The sequence below is a fragment of the Aquimarina sp. MMG015 genome (genome assembly GCF_018100855.1).
Lineage (GTDB): Bacteria > Bacteroidota > Bacteroidia > Flavobacteriales > Flavobacteriaceae > Aquimarina > Aquimarina latercula.
Map to the genome: position 1 here is coordinate 75181 of NZ_JAGJEB010000009.1, position 21093 is coordinate 96273.

Annotated in this window: 16 protein-coding genes; 10 read left to right on the forward strand and 6 right to left on the reverse strand. The window is 33.7% G+C overall.

The features are described 5' to 3' along the window. The first annotated feature begins 2 nt into the window (after positions 1-2). Positions 3-737 (forward strand): LytTR family DNA-binding domain-containing protein, encoded by a 735-nt coding sequence (locus J8L88_RS17165; protein ID WP_211061390.1) that lies wholly within the window; start codon positions 3-5, stop codon positions 735-737. An 87-nt stretch (positions 738-824) separates the two neighbouring features. On the opposite strand, the gene J8L88_RS17170 is transcribed toward J8L88_RS17165, so the two are convergent. Next, the gene (locus J8L88_RS17170; protein ID WP_211061391.1) at positions 825-2288 is read right to left on the reverse strand and encodes a glutamate synthase subunit beta; all 1464 of its coding nucleotides are present in this window, start codon (positions 2286-2288) and stop codon (positions 825-827) included. A gap of 12 nt (positions 2289-2300) precedes the next feature. Next, positions 2301-6800: a glutamate synthase large subunit gene (gene gltB, locus J8L88_RS17175; protein ID WP_211061392.1), complete on the reverse strand. Its 4500-nt coding sequence runs from the start codon at positions 6798-6800 to the stop codon at positions 2301-2303. A gap of 436 nt (positions 6801-7236) precedes the next feature. Here gltB and J8L88_RS17180 point away from each other — a divergent pair, with 436 nt between their 5' ends. After that, positions 7237-7575, forward strand: coding sequence for a P-II family nitrogen regulator (locus tag J8L88_RS17180; protein ID WP_027391878.1), 339 nt, complete (start codon positions 7237-7239; stop codon positions 7573-7575). 61 nt (positions 7576-7636) lie between these two features. Then, positions 7637-8890 carry an ammonium transporter gene (locus J8L88_RS17185; RefSeq protein WP_211061393.1) on the forward strand — a complete coding sequence of 418 codons (1254 nt, stop codon included), beginning with the start codon at positions 7637-7639 and terminating at the stop codon, positions 8888-8890. A gap of 64 nt (positions 8891-8954) precedes the next feature. Here J8L88_RS17185 and J8L88_RS17190 read toward each other — a convergent pair whose 3' ends face one another. Together J8L88_RS17190 and J8L88_RS17195 are read right to left on the reverse strand one after the other, a co-directional pair. Continuing rightward, complete coding sequence (locus J8L88_RS17190) at positions 8955-9293, reverse strand: DUF4870 domain-containing protein (RefSeq protein ID WP_211061394.1); 339 nt, start codon at positions 9291-9293, stop codon at positions 8955-8957. 196 nt (positions 9294-9489) lie between these two features. After that, positions 9490-11916 carry a T9SS type A sorting domain-containing protein gene (locus tag J8L88_RS17195; RefSeq protein WP_118385697.1) on the reverse strand — a complete coding sequence of 809 codons (2427 nt, stop codon included), beginning with the start codon at positions 11914-11916 and terminating at the stop codon, positions 9490-9492. 279 nt (positions 11917-12195) lie between these two features. On the opposite strand from J8L88_RS17195, the gene mnmE reads away from it, so the two are divergent. Further along, positions 12196-13587, forward strand: a complete 1392-nt coding sequence (gene mnmE, locus J8L88_RS17200) for a tRNA uridine-5-carboxymethylaminomethyl(34) synthesis GTPase MnmE (RefSeq protein WP_211061395.1) — start codon at positions 12196-12198, stop codon at positions 13585-13587. A gap of 140 nt (positions 13588-13727) precedes the next feature. Further along, positions 13728-15992, forward strand: a complete 2265-nt coding sequence (locus J8L88_RS17205) for an acyl-CoA dehydrogenase (RefSeq protein ID WP_211061396.1) — start codon at positions 13728-13730, stop codon at positions 15990-15992. 65 nt (positions 15993-16057) lie between these two features. Here the strand turns inward: J8L88_RS17205 and J8L88_RS17210 are convergent, their stop codons facing one another. Next, positions 16058-16567 carry a hypothetical protein gene (locus J8L88_RS17210; RefSeq protein ID WP_027391885.1) on the reverse strand — a complete coding sequence of 170 codons (510 nt, stop codon included), beginning with the start codon at positions 16565-16567 and terminating at the stop codon, positions 16058-16060. A 259-nt stretch (positions 16568-16826) separates the two neighbouring features. Between J8L88_RS17210 and J8L88_RS17215 the strand changes: the two genes are divergently transcribed. Beyond that, the gene (locus J8L88_RS17215; protein ID WP_027391886.1) at positions 16827-17213 is read left to right on the forward strand and encodes a Fur family transcriptional regulator; all 387 of its coding nucleotides are present in this window, start codon (positions 16827-16829) and stop codon (positions 17211-17213) included. A gap of 73 nt (positions 17214-17286) precedes the next feature. Here J8L88_RS17215 and J8L88_RS17220 read toward each other — a convergent pair whose 3' ends face one another. Further along, complete coding sequence (locus J8L88_RS17220) at positions 17287-18555, reverse strand: S8 family serine peptidase (protein ID WP_118385694.1); 1269 nt, start codon at positions 18553-18555, stop codon at positions 17287-17289. A 417-nt stretch (positions 18556-18972) separates the two neighbouring features. On the opposite strand from J8L88_RS17220, the gene J8L88_RS17225 reads away from it, so the two are divergent. From J8L88_RS17225 to J8L88_RS17240, 4 genes are all read left to right on the forward strand, one after another. Continuing rightward, entirely contained in the window at positions 18973-19284 is a 312-nt protein-coding gene (locus tag J8L88_RS17225) for a hypothetical protein (protein WP_211061397.1), read from the forward strand. Positions 19285-19497: 213 nt separating this feature from the next. Then, on the forward strand, positions 19498-19971 hold the full coding sequence (locus tag J8L88_RS17230) for a hypothetical protein (RefSeq protein WP_211061398.1): 474 nt from the start codon (positions 19498-19500) through the stop codon (positions 19969-19971). Further along, the gene (locus J8L88_RS17235; RefSeq protein ID WP_027391889.1) at positions 19968-20504 is read left to right on the forward strand and encodes a hypothetical protein; all 537 of its coding nucleotides are present in this window, start codon (positions 19968-19970) and stop codon (positions 20502-20504) included. Before J8L88_RS17230 ends, J8L88_RS17235 begins: the two co-directional genes overlap by 4 nt. Before the next feature lie 59 nt (positions 20505-20563). Further along, the gene (locus J8L88_RS17240) at positions 20564-21082 is read left to right on the forward strand and encodes a DUF6702 family protein (protein WP_027391890.1); all 519 of its coding nucleotides are present in this window, start codon (positions 20564-20566) and stop codon (positions 21080-21082) included. Positions 21083-21093 lie beyond the last annotated feature (11 nt).

A 21093-nucleotide genomic window follows, 5' to 3' on the forward strand; every position in this document is an offset into this window, starting at 1 on the left:
TTATGGTTTTAAAATGTATTGTAATTGATGATGAACCACTGGCAAGAGAATGCATAACTAACTACATTAATGAAGTAGATTTTTTAGAATTGCAAGGAACTTGTAGTAACCCTTTGGAAATTAATAAAGTTGAAAATGCGCATGAAGCAGATCTACTTTTTTTAGATATTCAGATGCCTAGAATGAATGGTATAGAATTTTTAAAATCTATGAAATCTAAACCTTTGGTAGTAATCACTACTGCTTTTCCTAACTATGCGTTAGAAGGTTTTGATCTAGACGTAATTGACTATTTACTAAAGCCAATCACCTTTACTCGTTTTTTTAAAGCGGTTTATAAAGTAAAGGATCAGTACATCCTCTTACAAAATAACACTAGTATAAACACTAACAAAGAAAACAGCACTGCTAATTATGTTTTCATAAAATGTGATAGCAGTTATAAAAAAATATATTTCGACGATATTCTGTTCATCAAAGCAATGCAAAACTACGTAGCATTCCATACATCTGATGGAAAAAAACACCTTTCATTAATACCCCTAAAAGAAGTCGCAAAACAACTTAACTCTGAAATGTTTATGCAAGTTCACAAGTCATTTATTATACATATCCATAAAATTGAGGCTATCCAAACAGAAGGGATATCCATAAAATCTCATCATATTCCATTAGGTAGAAATTATAAGGAAGCTATTATGAAAAAGATAGTAAATGATAAAATTTTAAAAAAATAATCATATTCTAACTTTGTAAAAAGGCTGCTTACAGAATAGTTAGCAGCCTTTTATTAACACTAATATTGAATATTAGATTCTAAAAAACTAAATTCTTGGTAAGTCTCCATCCCCTTTAAGAGGTAAATTAGAACTTCCCATAAGATATGTATCTATATGATATGCCGCCTGTCTACCTTCTGCGATAGCCCAAACAATTAATGATTGTCCTCTTCGCGTATCACCCGCTGCAAAAATACCTTTTACATTGGTAGCATAATTTTCTTCTGTAGCTTTTATATTTGTTCTTACATCCATATCAACACCTAATTGTTCTGCAATTGTAGGTTCTGAACCAGTAAACCCTAATGCCAATAAAGCTAACTCACATTTCCATTCTTTTTCTGTATCTGGAATCTCTTTTAAAGTAAAACGACCATTCTCTTTTACCCATTCAACTTCAGATGTTATTAAACCTCTAAGATTACCATTTTCATCTCCCAAAAATTCTTTTGTAGAAATACTCCAATTACGTTCCACTCCTTCTTGATGTGAAGAACTCGTTCGTAATCTCATTGGCCAAAAAGGCCATGGTTGATTAGCAGGGCGTTCAACAGTACCTTTACCCATGATTTCAAAATTCGTCACAGATGTTGCACCATGTCGTACAGAAGTTCCAATACAATCTGATCCTGTATCTCCACCTCCGATTACGATTACATCTTTATCCGTTGCAAGAATTTCTTCGCCTAAATCTTTAATTCCATCGACTCTACGATTGTTTTGTGGAAGAAAATCCATAGCCTGAACCACTCCTTTTAGATCAGCTCCTTTTACCGGTAACTTACGTCTTACTGTAGCACCTGTACATAATACTACAGCATCAAAATCAGCTTTTAGTTGATCCGCTTTAACATCTTTACCTATATGCGTATTTGTTTTAAAAACAATACCTTCTTCTTCTAAAACAGCAACTCTTCGATCGATTACATTTTTTTCCATCTTAAAGTCAGGAATCCCATATCGTAACAATCCTCCTACCTTTTCATCTCTTTCGAAAACAGTTACTAAATGTCCAGCTCTATTTAACTGTTGGGCAGTAGCCAATCCAGCAGGTCCAGAACCTATAACTGCGACTGTCTTTCCTGTTCTTTCTTTAGGTAGATTCGCTTTTACCCATCCATTTTTAAAAGCTTCTTCTACTATATTTTTTTCAATATTTTCTATCGTTACAGGATCTTCATTAATCCCTAGAACACAAGCTTCTTCGCAAGGTGCTGGACATAATCTACCCGTAAATTCTGGAAAGTTATTAGTCGAATGTAATATCCGAGCTGCCTTTTCCCATTTACCACGATATACAGCATCATTAAAATCAGGTATTAGGTTTCCTAATGGACATCCACTATGACAAAAAGGGATTCCGCAATCCATGCATCTTGCACCTTGATTTTTAAGCTTACTTTCCTCCATTGGCACAGTAAACTCCTTATATCCTTTTATACGATCTTTAACAGGCTGGTACTGTTCAATCTCTCTTTCAAATTCTAAAAATCCAGTTATCTTTCCCATGTCTATTATCGTTTATGCTTGTGCTAATTTTTCTTCTTCTAATCTTTTTAAAGCCTGCTTGTATTCCTCTGGGAAGATCTTAATGAATTTTGGTAATTCGCTCTCCCAATTCTCGAGAATTCTCTGTGCTAAAGGACTTAGTGTTGCATTATAATGTGATTCAATTAAGTTTTTAAGTTCTATCACATCTTCTGGTATTTCTACAGGATCCAAGTTTAGCGCTTCTTTATTACAATGCGCTTCGAATGTCTTTTTATCATCATATATATATGCAATACCTCCAGACATCCCCGCGCCAAAGTTTCTTCCTACTTCACCAAGGATAACGGCAACTCCACCAGTCATATATTCACACCCATGATCTCCAATACCTTCTACAACAGCTCTGGCTCCTGAGTTACGAACACAAAAACGTTCTCCAGCCTTACCATTGATAAATACTTCTCCATCTGTTGCTCCATATAATGTAACATTTCCTGTAATTACATTGTTTTCTGGAACAAGTGTTGCTTCATCCGGAACTTTAATAATTAACTTAGCTCCAGAAAGTCCTTTCCCTAAGTAGTCATTTGTGTTTCCATTTACGATCATTGTTAATCCCTTGGTTGCAAAAGCTCCAAAACTTTGTCCAGCTGCACCTGTGAAATTTAATTTTAGGGTACTTTCAGGTAACCCTTGAGCCCCATAAATTTTAGAAATTTCATTACTCAGAATAGCACCTACTGCTCTATCGGTATTTGTAATATCAAAGTCTAAAGTGGTCTTTTCTTTTCTAAACAACGCTTGATGCGCCTGTTCTATAATTTCAAAATCTATAGATTTTCCTAATCCATGATCTTGTATTTCGGAATTGTATATACCTACTCCTTCTGAAGCTTCTACCTGATGTAATATTGGCGAAAGATCAACTCCTGCAGTTTTATAATGTTCGATAGCTTGCTTACGATCTAATTTATGTACCTGTCCTACCATTTCATTAATCGTACGGAAACCAAGTTGAGCCATAATTTCTCTTAGCTCTTGAGCTACGAAATACATGTAATTTACTACGTGTTCTGGTTTTCCTTTAAACTTCTTACGCAATTCAGGGTTTTGAGTTGCTATACCTACAGGACAAGTGTTTAAGTGACAAACACGCATCATAATACATCCAGAAGCTACTAAAGGAGCTGTGGCAAATCCAAATTCTTCTGCCCCTAACAGACAAGCTACTGCTACATCTCTTCCTGTTTTTAATTGTCCATCACACTCTAATACAATACGACTACGTAGATTATTCCCTACTAAAGTCTGTTGTGCTTCAGCTATTCCTAATTCCCAAGGCAATCCAGCATGCTTTAATGATGTTAATGGTGATGCTCCTGTTCCTCCATCAAATCCAGATATTAATACTACGTCTGCCTTTGCCTTTGCTACTCCTGCTGCAACGGTTCCTACTCCTACTTCTGAAACTAATTTTACATTAATTCTAGCATCTCTATTAGCTGATTTTAAGTCATAAATTAACTGAGATAAATCTTCAATAGAATATATATCGTGATGTGGTGGTGGTGAAATTAATCCAACATACGGAGTAGAGTTACGAGTTTTAGCAATCTCAGGATTCACTTTTGGACCTGGTAATTGCCCCCCTTCTCCTGGTTTAGCTCCTTGAGCCATTTTTATCTGTATCTCTGCAGCATTGGTTAAATAATTCGAAGAAACACCAAATCTACCTGAAGCAACTTGCTTGATAGCGCTATTTTTCCAATCTCCATTTACATCTTTATAAAAACGTAGTGGATTCTCTCCTCCTTCTCCCGAATTACTTTTCCCACCGATACGATTCATAGCAACAGCCAAGTTTTCATGTGCTTCTTGACTTATTGACCCATAGGACATCGCTCCTGTTTTAAAGCGTTTTACAATTTCTGTCCAAGGCTCTACCTCATCTAGTGGAATTGGATCATAGTTAGAGAATTCTAATAATCCTCGAATGGTCATTAAACTTTTAGACTGCTCATTAATTAAACTTGCATATTCTTTATAAGTTTTAGGATCATTATCTCTTACTGATTTCTGAAGTTTAGCTACAGAAAGCGGATTAAACTGGTGTTTTTCACCATTTCGTCTCCATCTATATTGTCCCCCAATTTCTAAATCTAAATCAGCATCTACTTCTCTTTCTATGTATGCTCTTTTATGACGTTTAGCAATTTCCTTTTCGATTTCGTACAATCCAATTCCTTGAATTCTAGTAGCAGTATTTGGAAAATATTTATCTACCACTTTAGTATTAATACCGATACATTCGAAAAGTTGAGAACTACGGTACGAATTTAAGGTAGAGATACCGATTTTATTCATCACTTTCAATACGCCTTTACCTACAGCCTTATTGTAATTATTAACCGCTTCTTCTGCAGCTAACTCTGTAATATTATTGTCTTCAATTTGTTCCTTGATAATTTCATTTACCATATAAGGATTTATAGCACTGGCCCCATATCCAAATAATAAAGCAAAGTGATGTACCTCTCTTGGTTCTGCAGATTCTATTATGATACTTACTTGAGAACGTTTCCCTAATTTCTGTAGACCACTATTTACAAAAGAACAAGCTAATAATGCCGGAATCGGTGCTCGATGCTTACTTATATTTCTATCAGAAAGTATTATAATATTACTTCCATCATCAATTGCCTCAGATACCTTTTGTAAAGTAGCTTCTAAAGCATCTTCTAACCCATTAAGCCCTCTATTAATATTATACAACATAGAAACAGAAGTTGCTTTAAAGCCTTTATCTGAATATGTTTTGATCTTATCTAAATCTTCTTTAGAAATTACGGGATTCTGAATCTTTAGTTTATTGCAATGCTTTTCATCAATATTAAAAATATTATGATCTGCTCCTAGTGTTAAACTAATATCTGTAATCAGTTCTTCTCGAATCCCGTCTAAAGGAGGGTTGGTTACCTGTGCAAATAACTGTTTAAAGTAATTGTAAATTAATTGCGACCTCTGCGAAAGTACAGCTATTGGTGTATCTGATCCCATAGAACCAATTGGTTCCTTTGCTAATTGACTCATCGGAACGATAATCGTATCAATATCTTCCTGAGTATATCCGAATACTTCTTTACGTTTACCAATAGTTTCTTCACCCAAAAACAAAGGGCAATCATTATATGCAATGTCTTTTAAGTGCACTAGATTATTATCCAACCATTCTCTATATGGATGTTTCGAGGCTATTTCTTCCTTTATTTCTTCATCATTAATAATTCTACCTTCATCCATATTTACCAAAAACATCTTACCAGGCTCTAATCTCCCATGAAACTCTAAATTGCTTGGTTCTATATCTACTACACCAGTTTCAGAAGACATAATTACATATCCATCTTTAGTAACGGTATAACGAGAAGGTCTTAATCCATTTCTATCCAATACTGCTCCAATATAATTACCATCAGTAAACGGGATAGATGCTGGGCCATCCCAAGGCTCCATTGCACATGAATTATATTCATAAAATGCCTTTTTAGCTTCAGACATTTCTGAGTTCTTCTCCCAAGCTTCTGGCACCATCATCATCATAACTTCTGGAAGCGATCGTCCAGTCATCAATAACAACTCTACAACCATATCCATAGATGCAGAGTCTGATTTTCCTTTAAGAACTACTGGTAGTATCTTTTTTATATCATCTCCAAACCAATCACTGGCTAATAATTCCTCTCTAGAGCGCATTCTGGTTACATTTCCTCTTAAAGTATTGATCTCTCCATTATGACACATATATCGGAATGGTTGTGCTAAATCCCAGGTAGGAAATGTATTTGTAGAAAAACGTTGGTGTACCAAGGCTAACCTAGTTACCACTTTTGGATCCATAAGATCTGTATAGTACAATTTAATATCTTCTGGCATTAATAAACCTTTAAATATTAAAGTCTTTGTAGATAAGCTTGGTAAATAAAAGAACTTATTCTCTGACAGTTTAGAACTGTATATTTCATGTTCTGTAACCTTACGAGCAGTAAATAACTTTAAATTAAAGTCAAAATAGCTCTGCTCCCTATCACTTTTGCCAATAAAAATTTGTTTAATCGAAGGTTCTGTAGTTGCTGCTATTTCTCCTAAATGTACTGTATCAACAGGTACGTCTCTCCATCCCAAAAGAACAAGACCTTGATCGGTGATATTTTTTTCAAAAGTATCAATACAGTATTGTCTTTGATTTTCTTTTTTAGGTAAAAACACATTACTTACAGCATATTCTCCAGACTCAGGTAAATTAAATGAACAATTTTCTATAAAGAAATCATGTGGTATATCTATCAGTATTCCCGCTCCATCTCCTGTTTTTCCATCAGAGCTTACAGCTCCACGATGTTCTAATTTTTCAAGAATTTCTAGTGCCTTATGAATAATATCATTAGACTTTTTCCCTTCCAAGCTACAAATAAATCCGGCACCACATGCGTCGTGTTCGAATTCTGGCAGATACATTCCTTGTTTCTTCATATTATTTCCGATCTAAAGTGTTTCAAGTTGTTGAAATTAACAAAACCTTAAGGAAGGAGAAAGAAAAACCACTTATCGAACACCACTTTTTGGAGCTCAATAAAAAAAGTACTATTTAACTAATAGAATCCTAAAATAAGGACTTCAAATTACGAATTTAATAACGCGATTTTTGGTAAAAAACACCAAATAACATAGGGGTTTACAGCATTATAAGGCCAATAGGTACTAAAGAAAACGTTTTCGTAAAAAACAAAAACACCTAACTGCGAAATCCTCATTTATTTCTTCAAAAAATACACACCCCCAATTTTTTAGGGGGTAAATATTTTAAAATGATAAAAATACCTTGATTACCCTTCAAAATTTTGAGGCTAAAGAGTAATTCACATATTTTTGACATAGATTTAACATTAATTTTAACTTTTTAGTCTTTATGAAGAAAATAGAAGCAATCATCAGAAGATCAAAATACCGTGTTGTAAAAGAAGCTTTACACGAAAAAGGTATCACATTCTTTTCTTATTGGGATGTTACTGGTGTGGGTAATGAGAAACAAGGACACGTATATCGTGGAATCTCGTATAGCACCACAGATATCCAGAGACGTTTTTTATCTATCGTGGTAAACGATGAATTTGAAGAAGCAGCCGTATCGGCAATTCTTGAAGCTGGTAAAACAGGAGAAGTCGGAGATGGAAAGGTATTTGTATCCGATATCAAAGAAGCATACAGAATTCGTACTTCTGAAAAAGGAGGTTCTACACTATCCTAACCACCACACACACAAATTACCAACTGAAAACAAAAAATAACTTTTAATAGTCAATTATATAATGGAAATGTTAACTATAAACAACGTATGGATGATGGTGTGTACAGCACTAGTCTTTTTCATGCATTTGGGTTTCTCTTTTTTAGAAATTGGATTAACTCGTCAAAAAAACACAATTAATATTCTTTTCAAAAATGTATTCATCATCTGTGTAGGTTTATTATTATACTGCCTAGTAGGATTCAATTTAATGTATCCAGGATTTGGAGAAGGTGCAGCAGGATTTATTGGATTTGCTGGATTTGGATTGAGTTCTCCTGTTGTAGAAGGAGCTTTAGACTTAACATATAATGAAGGGTATACATACTGGACTGATTTCTTATTCCAAGGAATGTTTGCTGCTACTGCAGCTACTATAGTTTCTGGAGCTGTTGCAGAACGTATAAAGCTAGGAGCTTTTATGATTTTTACCATAATATACGTTGGTGTTGTATATCCAATTGTAGGTTCTTGGCAATGGGGAGGTGGGTTCTTATCATCATTCCAGATTGGTGAAGCTGAAGGTTTTTATGATTTTGCCGGTTCTACCTTAGTTCATTCTGTAGGAGGATGGGCTGCTTTGGTAGCTGTATGGTTATTAGGGTCTAGAATTGGTAAATTCGGTTCTGACGGTAAGCCAAACGCTATACCAGGTCACAACATTCCGTTAGCTGCTGCCGGTGTTTTAATTCTATGGTTAGGATGGTTTGGATTTAACGGTGGTTCTGTACTTTCTGCTGATGCCGCTGGAACATCTCTTACTCTAGTAACGACATCTCTTGCTGCCGCTGCTGGTGGAGTTGTTGCTTTTTTAGTTTCAACGTTATTATACAAAAACTACGATTTAACAATGTTCTTAAACGGTATTCTTGGTGGATTAGTAGGAATTACTGCTGGTGCTGATCAAATGACCCCAACAGATGCTGTATTAATTGGAGCTATTGCTGGTGCTATCATAGTATTTGGTGTAGCATTGATTGACAAATTAAAGCTAGATGATCCTGTAGGAGCTATTGCTGTTCACTTAATCTGTGGTATTTGGGGAACCTTAGCCGTTGGAATTTTTGGGGCAAAAGCTGGTTTTGATCAATTCTTAGTACAAGGAGTTGGAGTATTAGCTGCTGGTGGGTTTTGCGTACTAACTTCTTTCATCATCATATTTGCTTTAAAGAAAACTATTGGAATTAGAGTTTCTGAGAAAGAAGAAATAGATGGTCTTGATGGTCACGAACACGGAATGGATGCTTATCCAGATTTTAGAATTAATCAACACTAGAATTTAATTCAACTTATATATTTATAAAAAGGGTCGATTTACAATCGACCCTTTTTCTTATTCATTATCTTATAATGTCCATGGATAACGGATATGATGGCTCTTCTCCGTTACTAGCTTTAATTGCATTTATTATAGGAAATACTAAGCATAAAATACCTATAACAATTAATCCTAGAATTCCTACTCCAAATAATAGTATTAACGGTATACAAACAATTGCATAAATAAACATACTTATCTGAAAATTCATAATTGATTTTCCGTGATTATCCATTGCTAATACTTGTTCTCTTTGTGTAAGCCATAATATTAATGGTACTACAAACCCTCCGAACCCGGTTACAAGGTCTAATAATTGTGATAAATGGGTAATGACTAGTAATGATCTGTCTTGTCTCATGATTTCTTTTATTTTTGGTTGATGATTGCTTTACAGAATTGCTAATTTAATTAGCAACCTATGCATATATGACGAAATATTGAGCAAAACGTTACAGTTACATCTATGTATAAGAGAAAAAATTACAAAAAAAGCACCCTAAAACTTAGGGTGCTCTCTATTATAATAGTAACTAAATTTAATTCTATATCATTTATTAATTGATTATTAGTTTTTGTGTTATAGATTCTCCATCGCTCTCTATTCGAATTAAATAAATACCTAATCCTAATGATAAATTCTTAGCAGAAATCGTGTTTGCCCCTGGTTGAAGTTCTATCTCAGCTTGTTTTTGACCTAGAATAGAAAATACTGTCGCATTTGCTTTTTTAACAAACGGATTAAGATATATCGAAAAATTATTCGTCGCTGGATTCGGTGCAATTCTTACGTCATTAAATATACCTTCTGGTTCATCTCCTAAAATCGCTTCAGCAGATTCCAAATCAGCGATTAGACTTTCTGCATTAGCTGATTGTCCACAAGAACCTTCATAAATTTTAACATCAGAAAAAGTAGAGTTGTTACCACTACCCGCGTCATTATCATTTATAAATACTAACCTGTCCATATTTCCGGTATAAAAATTACCTACAGGAATCACATAAGTTGTAGATCCACTGCTGTAATTATCAAAATTAGTCACACCATAATTCTGGGTTCCATGAACTTTAAAATATCTGCTAGAGGTCAGCGTATTATCATCTTCAAAACCAACTCCGTGGATTTCTCCTTGACTACTACTACTAAAAGTAAACTCAATAACCGTATTAGCTGTTACATTATAATTAAAAGGAATAAATTTCCAAGTATTATTAGTCATTGATATCGATGCTCCTCCATTACCTATAGAAAAGTTCCCTGCAGAATCTTGGTTAGAAAAACCTGTAATTGCATAATCATTAAAATTTAATGAATCACAAGTCGGCGGTGGTGGTGTATTACCATTAGTTATGCTTAGGTCATCAATTGTAATATCTCCTTGCCAGCTAGTACCTGTAACTACATTTAATCGTAATTGTACACTAGAATTACCCGCATATGCAGAAAGATCTACGCTTGCAGCATTCCAATCAGCACCTTGATCTCCAGATCTAGTAAATACACTACTCCAGTTCCCAGTATTATTAGTTCTAGCTTCAACATTTAATGTTCCTACCGCATTTCCGGTCATATGATATTGAAAGCTTATTGTTGGAGAAGACACGCCATTAAAATTTAAACAAGGAGCATTTAAAATTGCTTGTTTATTTGGATATCCAGTTCCATTACCTGAAGCTTCTACATAAATGTAAGAATTACCATCTACTGCTCCACTAGGTCCTGTTCCATTAGAAGGAGTACCTCCTGAATTTACAGTCCAATTAATATCATCATTAGATGATTGTGACCAAGCACCGATAGATCCTTCAAAACTTTCGCTGTAAGGGAAAGATGAAACATTCCCTGAACACTCATCTGTTGGAGGTGGCGGCGGTGTCCCTAACCCCATTGCATCCCAAAAAGCAGGAATCGTAGCTCTTTCTCCGGAATTAGATCCTCCAGATCCAGAACATCCTCCATATGCATGCACTCCAACAGCATTACCCGTTGCTGTATCTATAATTGGGCTACCAGAGTTACCTCCTGTAGTATCTGTTCTATATCTTACAAAAGTATTTGTCGAAGAGCTTAATGGTCCAGTGTGAATTTGTTGTGTTTGATTATCAATTCCTGTATCTGTTCCGAAACCAGTTATTGTGATATTAGCTCCAGGCGCATCCTGTGTCACATTGTATGATGCTCCTTGCCCTTGAATTGGCGTTTGACCTGTTTGAGAATTCGCAAAACCATCAAAAACTGCCCAGTCATTTGCCTGACTCGGACTATTTGGATATGGTGATACAAAATTTCCTATTGGATATTGATCTTCTGGTCCAGGATGTACTATCGTTCTATCAGGATTTGATTTTGGTACATTAAATTCGATTATCTCAGCTCTACTACCCACACAGTGACCAGCAGTTACTAATTTACCATTTGTGATAATCCAACCTGTACATCCTATTGGAACAATTCTTCCAATAGCATCATCCGCAGAATCCACCCTATCATCGCTAGATCCGCATTGTGATTTTACAGTAGGATCAAGTTCCCCAACACTTAATTCCGAAATATTAATTCCTACTGATGAATCGTTTGCAGCTACCGATAATGTAACTGTAACTGCATCTCCGTTAAAATAAGCACTAGAGTTATTCCAGTCCTTTATAGTTTTGGATGTTAAGGTCTGAGTTGCTCCATCTAGTTTTGAAGTAATAGTAATTGTACTATTATTACCCAAATTTACGTCCTTAAAAAACAGACGTAGCCAAGTAGCTCCTGTTTCTGAAACTTCTTCGGTAATCACTTGTGAGTTATTCTTACCCACAACTCCATCTGATTTTAAGGTTAAATTATAAGGAGTTTCATGTCTTGCTAAACTCTGCGTCTGAGCATAATTGACAAATGGAATTAGCATAAATACTACGCAGACGGCAGCAATAATTTTGTGTTTTAATAGTAGTTTCCTATTATTAAATGAGTTTGTGCTGTGAAAATTCATAAAAATAAAAGTTTTAGTATATAGAAATTAAATTTAGTTACTAAATCAATTTTGTTTAAGGTTAGTTACTCCTTAAACATATACTCCATATAAATGCATTTAAAAACTATTAAATTACATCTACTTTATTTCCCTTTATTTTTTGTCTTAGAAATCTATTAAAATTTCAACCCCAGCAATAAAAGTAAGGAAGAAAATTTTGTCTACAAAAAAGTTTGAAGTCTAAAATGAAATGTAAGATTATATTATGTCTATTTTTGTACTTTCTATTAGTAAAATATGATTTCACAAGATACCATAGTTGCTTTAGCTACTCCAGCAGGAGCTGGTGCTATAGCAGTGATTAGAGTTTCGGGAAAAGATGCAATTAGTATTTGCGCTCCCCTATTTCGTTCTATTAAAGGAAAAGATCTAAATAAACAAAAAAGTCATACAATACATCTAGGTCATATTATTGATAATGAGCGTATATTAGATGAAGTATTACTCTCTTTGTTTAAAGGAACGACTTCTTATACAGGAGAACCTACTGTAGAAATATCATGTCATGGGTCAAGCTACATCCAACAAGAAATTATTCAGTTATTACTTCGTAAAGGATGTAGAATCGCTAACGCCGGAGAATTTACATTAAGAGCATTTATTAATGGTAAATTAGATTTATCACAAGCAGAAGCAGTGGCAGATCTTATCGCTTCTGATTCTGAAGCTTCTCATCAGATTGCTATGCAACAAATGCGTGGTGGTTTTAGTAATGAAATTCAAAAACTGCGGGATGAGCTTCTCAATTTTGCATCATTAATAGAACTAGAACTTGATTTTGCCGAGGAAGATGTAGAGTTCGCTAATAGATCGCAGTTTCAGGATCTAATCTCTCGGATCACCAAAGTTCTAAAGCGACTAATTGATTCTTTTGCTGTTGGAAATGTAATTAAAAATGGTATTCCGGTTGCAATTGTGGGAGAACCTAACGTTGGTAAATCTACGCTATTGAATGCTTTATTGAATGAAGAGCGGGCTATTGTTTCGGATATTGCTGGGACAACGCGTGATACCATTGAGGATGAAATTAACATAGGGGGTATTGGATTTAGATTTATCGATACTGCTGGTATTAGAGACACTAAGGATATCGTAGAAAGTATAGGAATAAAGAAGACTTTCGAAAAGATTGAGCAAGCACAGGTGGTTATTTATTTGATTGACAGTTCTGCATTAACCGTTGATAGTTTAAAGTTATTAAAAACTGAAATCGGTAAGATCAAAAACAAATATCCGCAGAAACCATTAATTGTTGTAGCTAACAAAGTAGATAAACTTAGTGAATCCGAGATTTCATCATTAACTTCAGAGATCGAGAATATACACCTGTTGTCCGCCAAACAAAATATTGGAGTTGAAGAATTACAAAGTAAACTCTTAGATTTTGTAAATACAGGAGCTTTAAGAAATAACGAAACTATTGTGACCAATTCTCGTCATTATGATGCTTTATTAAAAGCTTTAGAAGAAATTCAAAAAGTACAATACGGTATTGACAATGGTTTATCTGGAGATTTAATGGCGATTGATATTCGTCAGGCATTATATCATTTTGGTGAGATTACCGGTGAGATTACTTCTGATGATTTGCTTGGTAATATTTTTGCTAATTTTTGTATTGGGAAGTAGTTTAGATAATACTTCTCAACTCTGCTTTGTTATATGATTATTTATTTAAACTTATAATGCAATAAACTTAAATACAAAAAGTAGATCACCTCATTGTATTATCCATAATTATTCTGAAATAATTATTGTATTTTCATTCTATGAATGCAACAAGCTATACTCAAGGTATTTTACAATATATTCCTTTCTTTTATGTAATCTGGTCAGACGATTTATTATCCTACTCGGAAATTTCTGTTGTAAAGACAGCAATCCAAGGAGATGAAACATTAGGCAAGGAGGACAGAGGTGTTCTTACAAGTTGGTTAAACCCTAATGACCCACCTAAAGATCAAGAGCTAAAAAACTGGAAAAAAACAATAACAAATTCTTCCATTAAACTAGTAGAAAGTGAAGTGCATCCACTGGCAACATTCAGCCAAAATTTAGTTTGTTATTATCAGTCAGCATGTCCTTTTAATACACATTTAAAAGATATAGAAATAAACCTTGGTATTCAGCCCAACCACTACAGGCATTTATTTGATTTAGAAGTAGTCCAAGAAACATCGGCTGAACATTATGAAGCTTCTGCTATTGACCAGATTCTAAAGGGCGAGCACACCGATGTGGTTGATGCTTTTAGAGAAGTTCTTAAAGATCCAATTTTTGATTGGGATATCAGGAGAACCAAAGAAGAATTTAGAGAACACGTATTACAACAAGTAAAATTCTTAGCCAAAGAAGGATATGGAGCTATGGCGTATCCAGAAACCTATGGCGGCACCGAAGATATGCCTGGATATGCAGCTATTTTTGAAAATCTAATGTATGTAGATGGAAGTTTAGCGATAAAGTTTGGGGTTCAGTTTGGTCTTTTTGGAGGAAGTATTCAAAAATTAGGCACAAAAAAACATCATGATCAATACCTAGCAGATACCGGAAAAACAAAACTATTAGGATGTTTTGCCATGACCGAAACTGGACATGGTTCTAATGTAAGAGGTATTAAAACTACTGCAACATATCATAAAGAAACAGATAGTATAATTATACATACGCCAGGACAAAACGATAATAAAGAATATATAGGTAATGCCTTAGATTCTAAGATGGCATCAGTTTTTGCCCAATTAATTGTTAATGGTAAGAACGAAGGAGTACATGCTATTCTGGTTCCGATAAGAAATAAACAACACGAATTAATGCCTGGAGTCACTATTGAGGATAATGGTTATAAATTAGGACTTAACGGAGTAGACAACGGAAAGATATGGTTTCATCAAGTGCACGTTCCCAGAGAGAACTTATTAAACAAATATGGAGATATTGATGCAAATGGCTCATATCATTCTGATATCAAAAATCCAAACAAACGTTTCTTTACGATGTTAGGCACATTAGTTGGAGGTAGAATATGTGTAGCTCGCGCTGGACTAGGCGGAGCTAAAAAAGCCCTAGCAATCGCTGTTAGGCATGCTTTAAAAAGAAGGCAATTTAATGATAGTATAAAAATCCAAGAGGATCTCCTTATGGATTACCCCACACATCAATTACGCCTCACACCGGCTGTAGCAACTTGTTATGTATATGATATTACATTAACGCATATGATGAAAATCTACAGTGACAAATCAGTAATAGATAAACGAAAAATTGAAACTCAGGCAGCTGGACTTAAATCCATAATTACCTGGTTTGCAAATGATACGATACAAGAATGTAGAGAAGCCTGTGGTGGAAAGGGATATTTAATAGAGAATCAAATTGCTGACCTAAAAGGCGATGTAGATATCTTCACCACTTTTGAAGGAGATAACCATGTATTACTATTATTAGCGGCAAAGGGTATATTATCAGAGTTTAAATCTGAATTTAACAGTGCCGGTTTTACGGCTGTGCTAAAATTACTGGGAGCTAGACTTAATGATAAATTAAGTACTATAAATCCTGCTTATACTAACAATGTAGACAAGGATCATCTGTATAATCCTAAATTCCACAAACATGCATTTGATTATCGAACCAGAAGACTTACGTATACCTTAGCAATGCGAATTCGTGATTATGTGAAAAAAGGAATTCCCTCGTATCAAGCTTTTCTAAAAGTTCAAACACATTTATTATCCCTAGGAAAAGCATATAGCACTGAATTGGCATATAGCACCTTTACAAGTTTTGTAGATACCATAGAAGATAAAAAATATCAACAGTTGTTTCAGAAAATAGGTACTTTGTATGCATTACACGAATTAAGAAAAGATGCATCCTGGTATTTAGAACAAGGATATATTGGTAGTGCAAAATCAAAAGCAATTCGAAACCGTGTAGAGCGGCTTTCTACAGAATTAAGACCGCATATAAAAACATTAGTTGATGGATACGGAATTCCAGAGCATTGTATGAGTGCTCCAATAGCAATCTAAAAATAAAAAACCAGTAAATAAACAATTCATTTACTGGTTTTTTTAATAACTATATCTATTTTTATTTACTCTTGTTCCGAAACTTCTTCTTCGGCCTTCTTTTTATCTTCCTCAATCATTTTTTTATCCTCATCAGTAATACGCTCGTGTTCTGCAGCTATACCTTTATGCTCTTTCTCCATATGCTCATGTTCCGCTTTCATGGATTCATGTTCAGATTTCATTTGCTCCAATGTAATCTCTCCAGAAACATGTTTTGTTTCTAATTCAGCGTGCTTTTCTATCAATGTCTGATGATCTTCAATAAGTTTACCGTGTTTGGCTAATAAATCTATGTGACTCTTTTCTGTTATCAAATGAATTGAATCATTTTCGATTGTTTTATGAGCAGCTACCATCTGCTGATGATCATCTTTCATAGTGTTATGTTCTTTAGCCATAGTTTCATGAGAAGCTTCCATTTCTTGATGCTTTTCTACCATAGCTTTATGCTCAGGTGCTTCTGCGGGGTTTTGTTTGCAAGACACAAATAAAAGAACTGTTGCAATTACTGCTAATCTACTAAGTGTTTTCATGATTTTAATTAATTGGTTTACGATTCAAATGTATAAACTATTTTTTTACTGAATTATTTTAGTTTTGCTTTTTTAAAAAATTTAAAAATTCCCTATTCCCTAACAATCTAATTTGGAAAAATTTCCTTTATAAGTAAGGTTTGGATTAATCAGAAGACAAAATGGTGAAGTATACTTTTTTCGAATTTTATAAAAAAAAAGTACTTATGGTCAAAAAATCATTATTTTCGATAAAGTAAAGGAATCCGAATACGATAGCATGGAGATTAAAAAATCAAGAAATACTGAAAAACAAAATCTTGTTAAAAAAATCCTTTCTGACACGGAACATGCAATGTCTGCTGAAGAAATTATGGCTACTATGCCAATAAAAGTTAACAAGACCACCATATATAGAATTTTAGATCGATTTGCCGATAAAGGAGAGGTTCATTTCGTAACTGGCAAAAATGGAAAAGCGTATTATGCACTTTGTGATACTAATTGCGGAACATCTCATAAAATTCATAATCACATACATTTCGAATGTCAGACATGTAAAGAAGTAACTTGTCAACCCAATACACTACATATCCCAAGCTTAGAAGGGTTTACAATCCAAGAGACTCAATTTTTAATTATTGGTATTTGTAATAAATGTAAATAAAGAGAAACCATCAGCTCTCCAGCCAATGGTTTCGTAACTACACATCCCAACGTAAAAATAAAGACTGTGTCTTTTATCTTACTGCTATAGGATAGTTTTCTCCTCTGTTACTTACAGTACCAGATGTTCTAGGTCCGTTATTTCTAGCATGCATAATTCCAGCTACGTGAGGTGATGCCATTGATGTACCACTCAATGTTGCATAACCACCGTTTAAATATGTACTTCTAACGCTACTACCTGTAGCAATAACATCAACAGGATTCATATTGTAATTTGAGAAAGATGAGAATCCTTGACTACAAGTCATAGAAGCTACTGTGAATATATTAGTTCCATTCACACAAGCTGGTTGATAGTTTGCTGAATTAGCACTACTATTTCCTGCTGCAATAGCAACTCTAGTTCCTGCATTTCCAAGAGCTAATAATGCACTTCTGTAAGAAGAATTGTTTGCACATCCTGACCCAAAGAAACCTCCTAAACTTAAGTTAGCTACATCACCAGCTAAATCATATTGACCAACGTGGTTGATTCCATTTAATATTGTAGAAGTACTTGTACCACCACTACATCCAAAAACTCTTACTGGCACAACTGGTGCTCCAGCAGAAACTCCTACTACACCAATACTATTGTTTATAGCAGCTGCAGTTCCTGCTACGTGTGTTCCGTGACCATTACAATCATTAGCGGATCCTCCTACAAATGATCTAGCATAAGTAGTATTTGTAACTACATTAAGGTCTGGATGATCTAAATCAATACCAGTATCGATTACCCATATCCAAGCATTACTACCAGAACCATCAGCGGCTCCACCAGCTCTAGTAATACCACAAGGTGTTTGCTGAGCCATTCTTTGTGATTGATCTCCAGAAACTACTTCTTCGATATCGAATTTAGGCAATTCTACCACTCTATCGTACTCGATCGCTGCAATATTAGCGTCTTTAGATAATTTTTGAAATTCACTATCGCCTAATTCAATAGCCATCCCCGAAATTTTGGTAGTATAGTAACTTAATACTTTAGACTGATCCAAATCATTTTCTGATAAGATGTCATTCATTTTTTTGATAGATACTTCGGAGATCTCTCTAACCGAATTTGCCTTATCTTCTCTACTCGTAAAAGATCTTTTTTCTAAAACTTTCGATGCAGGTTCTATTTTAGAATCTTTAAACACTACAATATACTGTCCGGGAATTATTTTCCCTTCAGTACTAGTAGGTTCTACAATAGTTTCTGCAGTTCCATCATTAAAATTTTCATTTTGACATGATGTGAATACCATAGCTGAGAGTAGTGTCCCCACAGCGATTTTACTTAAATTTTTCATATTGAGTTAAATTTGTGTTAGGCGCAAATTTATAAATTCAAACGAAAAATTTAATATGGTAAAACCGTATGCTATTTCGTTAACAATTAATAATTAAGATAAAAAATTGCATTTAAAAATAATTTGTTGCAACTTTGTTGCTTTAGTGATAATAATGGTTTCAAGAAGAATTAACAAAAACAAAAACCAGTACAAAAACACATAAAACTAAAATAATTAATCAAAATTAATTAACATTTAATTAACACTATTTAACTAAATTTTCCAAAGACAAGTACTTCTAAAGGTTAAAAACTGTTTAATTAACTAAAAATTATATTAAACAAAGTGCCACTTTTTCGAAAACATAGTAAAACAAAATAGCTTTATTAAATACTTTATTATCTAAAAAAGCTTATTAGTTATCATATCTAACCAATGAGGTTGAACTTTTATAAAAATATAATTTCTCTTTTTTTAGTTACAACTTTTCTGCTTTTAAGAGTTGTTAGTGCACACGCATTTTCACATTTTTCCGATGACACGCATCCAGATACAAATTGCGAATTATGTGAGATCATTACAGCATCAAATCAGCTTACACCTTTTATAGGTGATACTACCGAAGAAATAGAACAAAAATCTACAGCAGATTATCAAGAACATAAAGTAGATTTTAGTTACGAAACATCTAAATATAGTATAACACTGCCCAAAAGTGTTTACAACAAACCTCCTCCAACACTTTAAATTAGAGTTAAAACACTTTATTTTTTACTTATTCTTTTACGATTATACAGTGATATATAAAATAACTCAACTTTTCCTGCTAGAAAACCTTATTTCAAATTTTTCTAATCTATCACAATTTTACTCATTATCAAGAAGGTTCTCTATCAGGTATAAAACCTCTCAATATTAAGATTTACATCAAATAACATTATTAATAATTTAAAACTTACCATGATTACTAAAAAAGAAATTGAAAATGCCCAAAAAATTTGGGGAGAAGGAGTTGTTCAAATAGGTGCACTTCATACAGATAGATCAGCAAATGAAACTTATACGGAAAACTTCGTAAATGATTTGTATGATTTTGACAACAAAGAAGTATTATTTAAACCAACTAAAGCTGCAATTGACCAGTTTAGAATTACTAAAGAAGGTGCGATTTCTTATTTTATTGGTGGTAATTCAAAATTTTCTGAAGATAAAGGTTTTGCTCTTCAACCTTGGACACAGGTTAGGTTTGAAAATGCAGCCTTAATATTAGAAGAAAATAGGGCGTTAGCCATGGGGAATTATTTTTTTACTGATACAAATGGACAAGACACTAAAGTTGAATACACTTTTGGATATCGAAAATATTCCAACGGAAAACTAAAAATAGATGTACATCATTCATCTTTACCATTTAGCATAGTAGAAAGTGTATGACTTTTAATAAACTAAAATCAGGTAATTCTCTGTTTTTGATTTGCCCAACGGACCATATAGAAGGTGTTTTAAGACAAACTTGTAGTAATGAAGCATTTTTCTATACGGCCCTTGGGGCTAATTTTAGATGGGATATTGATACTCAAGAAAACCTTATTTCTGTAATTAAAAATCAAAACATTACTCAAGTTATTTTTATAACAAAAAACACAAATATTTTTTACAGAGAAGTACTTGAACCAGAAATCGAGCCCTTTTTCAACGCTAATAAAACCTTATTACAGCTTGATAAAACGTTACCTAAACATTTCTTAAGTCAAAGTCATCCAATATTGAGAGTAATGCTTTTGGCCTCCAGACATTTACAAAAACAACGAAAATACATGTTAGACACTCCAATACTGGGAAAAGCTTTAAAACATCACAATGTTATTACCCAAAGTTTTGTCTACTATTCAAATAATCAAATTTTTTATCCTCCAAAAACAATCGAAAATAAGGTTTTGTTATATGGTAAATTATCTCCTAACTAAAAATTAGGTAGCCAATTGTACAAAATGAAAATTATCATAATAATTAAAATACTGTAATTATGAAATTCTATCAAATATTACTTCTCGGATGTCTATTGCTATTTTCTACATCATTTAGCCTAACACATCCAATAAAGCTAACCTCATCATTAATTCAATCTTTTCCGGAAAGTAATATTTTAGGAGTAGAATGCAGAGTTTTTATTGATGATTTTACTTTTAGTATGAACGATACATTTACTAAAAATTTTAATGCATCAGACTTATCCGAAGAAGATATTGAAGGAATTGAGAATTATTTTAAAAAGTATTATAAAATAATCATTAATGATAAAATATACACCCTTAAATATATTTCATCAGAAGTTTTTGAAAAGCATAATGTTTTATCAATTAAGTTTTCCAAAAAAATTCCGGTGATAAAAGAGGGAGATCAAATTTGTATCGAAAACACACTTTTTTTTCAAGAATTTGACTTTTTACAATCTAATAGGATGACTGTTCGTATACCTCCATTTATTTCAGAAGATTACTTCGAAGTTACATCACTAGACAAACCTATAACTCTTAATTTATAATACCCTAATCC

Bases quoted from the DNA above. Each gene is read 5' to 3' on its own strand.
- J8L88_RS17165 (WP_211061390.1), top strand. From the start codon at position 3: ATGGTTTTAAAATGTATTGTAATTGATGATGAACCACTGGCAAGAGAA.
- mnmE (WP_211061395.1), top strand. From the start codon at position 12,196: ATGATTTCACAAGATACCATAGTTGCTTTAGCTACTCCAGCAGGAGCT.
- J8L88_RS17185 (WP_211061393.1), top strand. From the start codon at position 7,637: ATGGAAATGTTAACTATAAACAACGTATGGATGATGGTGTGTACAGCA.
- J8L88_RS17180 (WP_027391878.1), top strand. From the start codon at position 7,237: ATGAAGAAAATAGAAGCAATCATCAGAAGATCAAAATACCGTGTTGTA.
- J8L88_RS17210 (WP_027391885.1), bottom strand. From the start codon at position 16,567: ATGAAAACACTTAGTAGATTAGCAGTAATTGCAACAGTTCTTTTATTT.
- J8L88_RS17230 (WP_211061398.1), top strand. From the start codon at position 19,498: ATGATTACTAAAAAAGAAATTGAAAATGCCCAAAAAATTTGGGGAGAA.
- J8L88_RS17235 (WP_027391889.1), top strand. From the start codon at position 19,968: ATGACTTTTAATAAACTAAAATCAGGTAATTCTCTGTTTTTGATTTGC.
- gltB (WP_211061392.1), bottom strand. From the start codon at position 6,800: ATGAAGAAACAAGGAATGTATCTGCCAGAATTCGAACACGACGCATGT.
- J8L88_RS17205 (WP_211061396.1), top strand. From the start codon at position 13,728: ATGAATGCAACAAGCTATACTCAAGGTATTTTACAATATATTCCTTTC.
- J8L88_RS17225 (WP_211061397.1), top strand. From the start codon at position 18,973: ATGAGGTTGAACTTTTATAAAAATATAATTTCTCTTTTTTTAGTTACA.
- J8L88_RS17170 (WP_211061391.1), bottom strand. From the start codon at position 2,288: ATGGGAAAGATAACTGGATTTTTAGAATTTGAAAGAGAGATTGAACAG.
- J8L88_RS17195 (WP_118385697.1), bottom strand. From the start codon at position 11,916: ATGAATTTTCACAGCACAAACTCATTTAATAATAGGAAACTACTATTA.
- J8L88_RS17220 (WP_118385694.1), bottom strand. From the start codon at position 18,555: ATGAAAAATTTAAGTAAAATCGCTGTGGGGACACTACTCTCAGCTATG.
- J8L88_RS17215 (WP_027391886.1), top strand. From the start codon at position 16,827: ATGGAGATTAAAAAATCAAGAAATACTGAAAAACAAAATCTTGTTAAA.
- J8L88_RS17240 (WP_027391890.1), top strand. From the start codon at position 20,564: ATGAAATTCTATCAAATATTACTTCTCGGATGTCTATTGCTATTTTCT.
- J8L88_RS17190 (WP_211061394.1), bottom strand. From the start codon at position 9,293: ATGAGACAAGACAGATCATTACTAGTCATTACCCATTTATCACAATTA.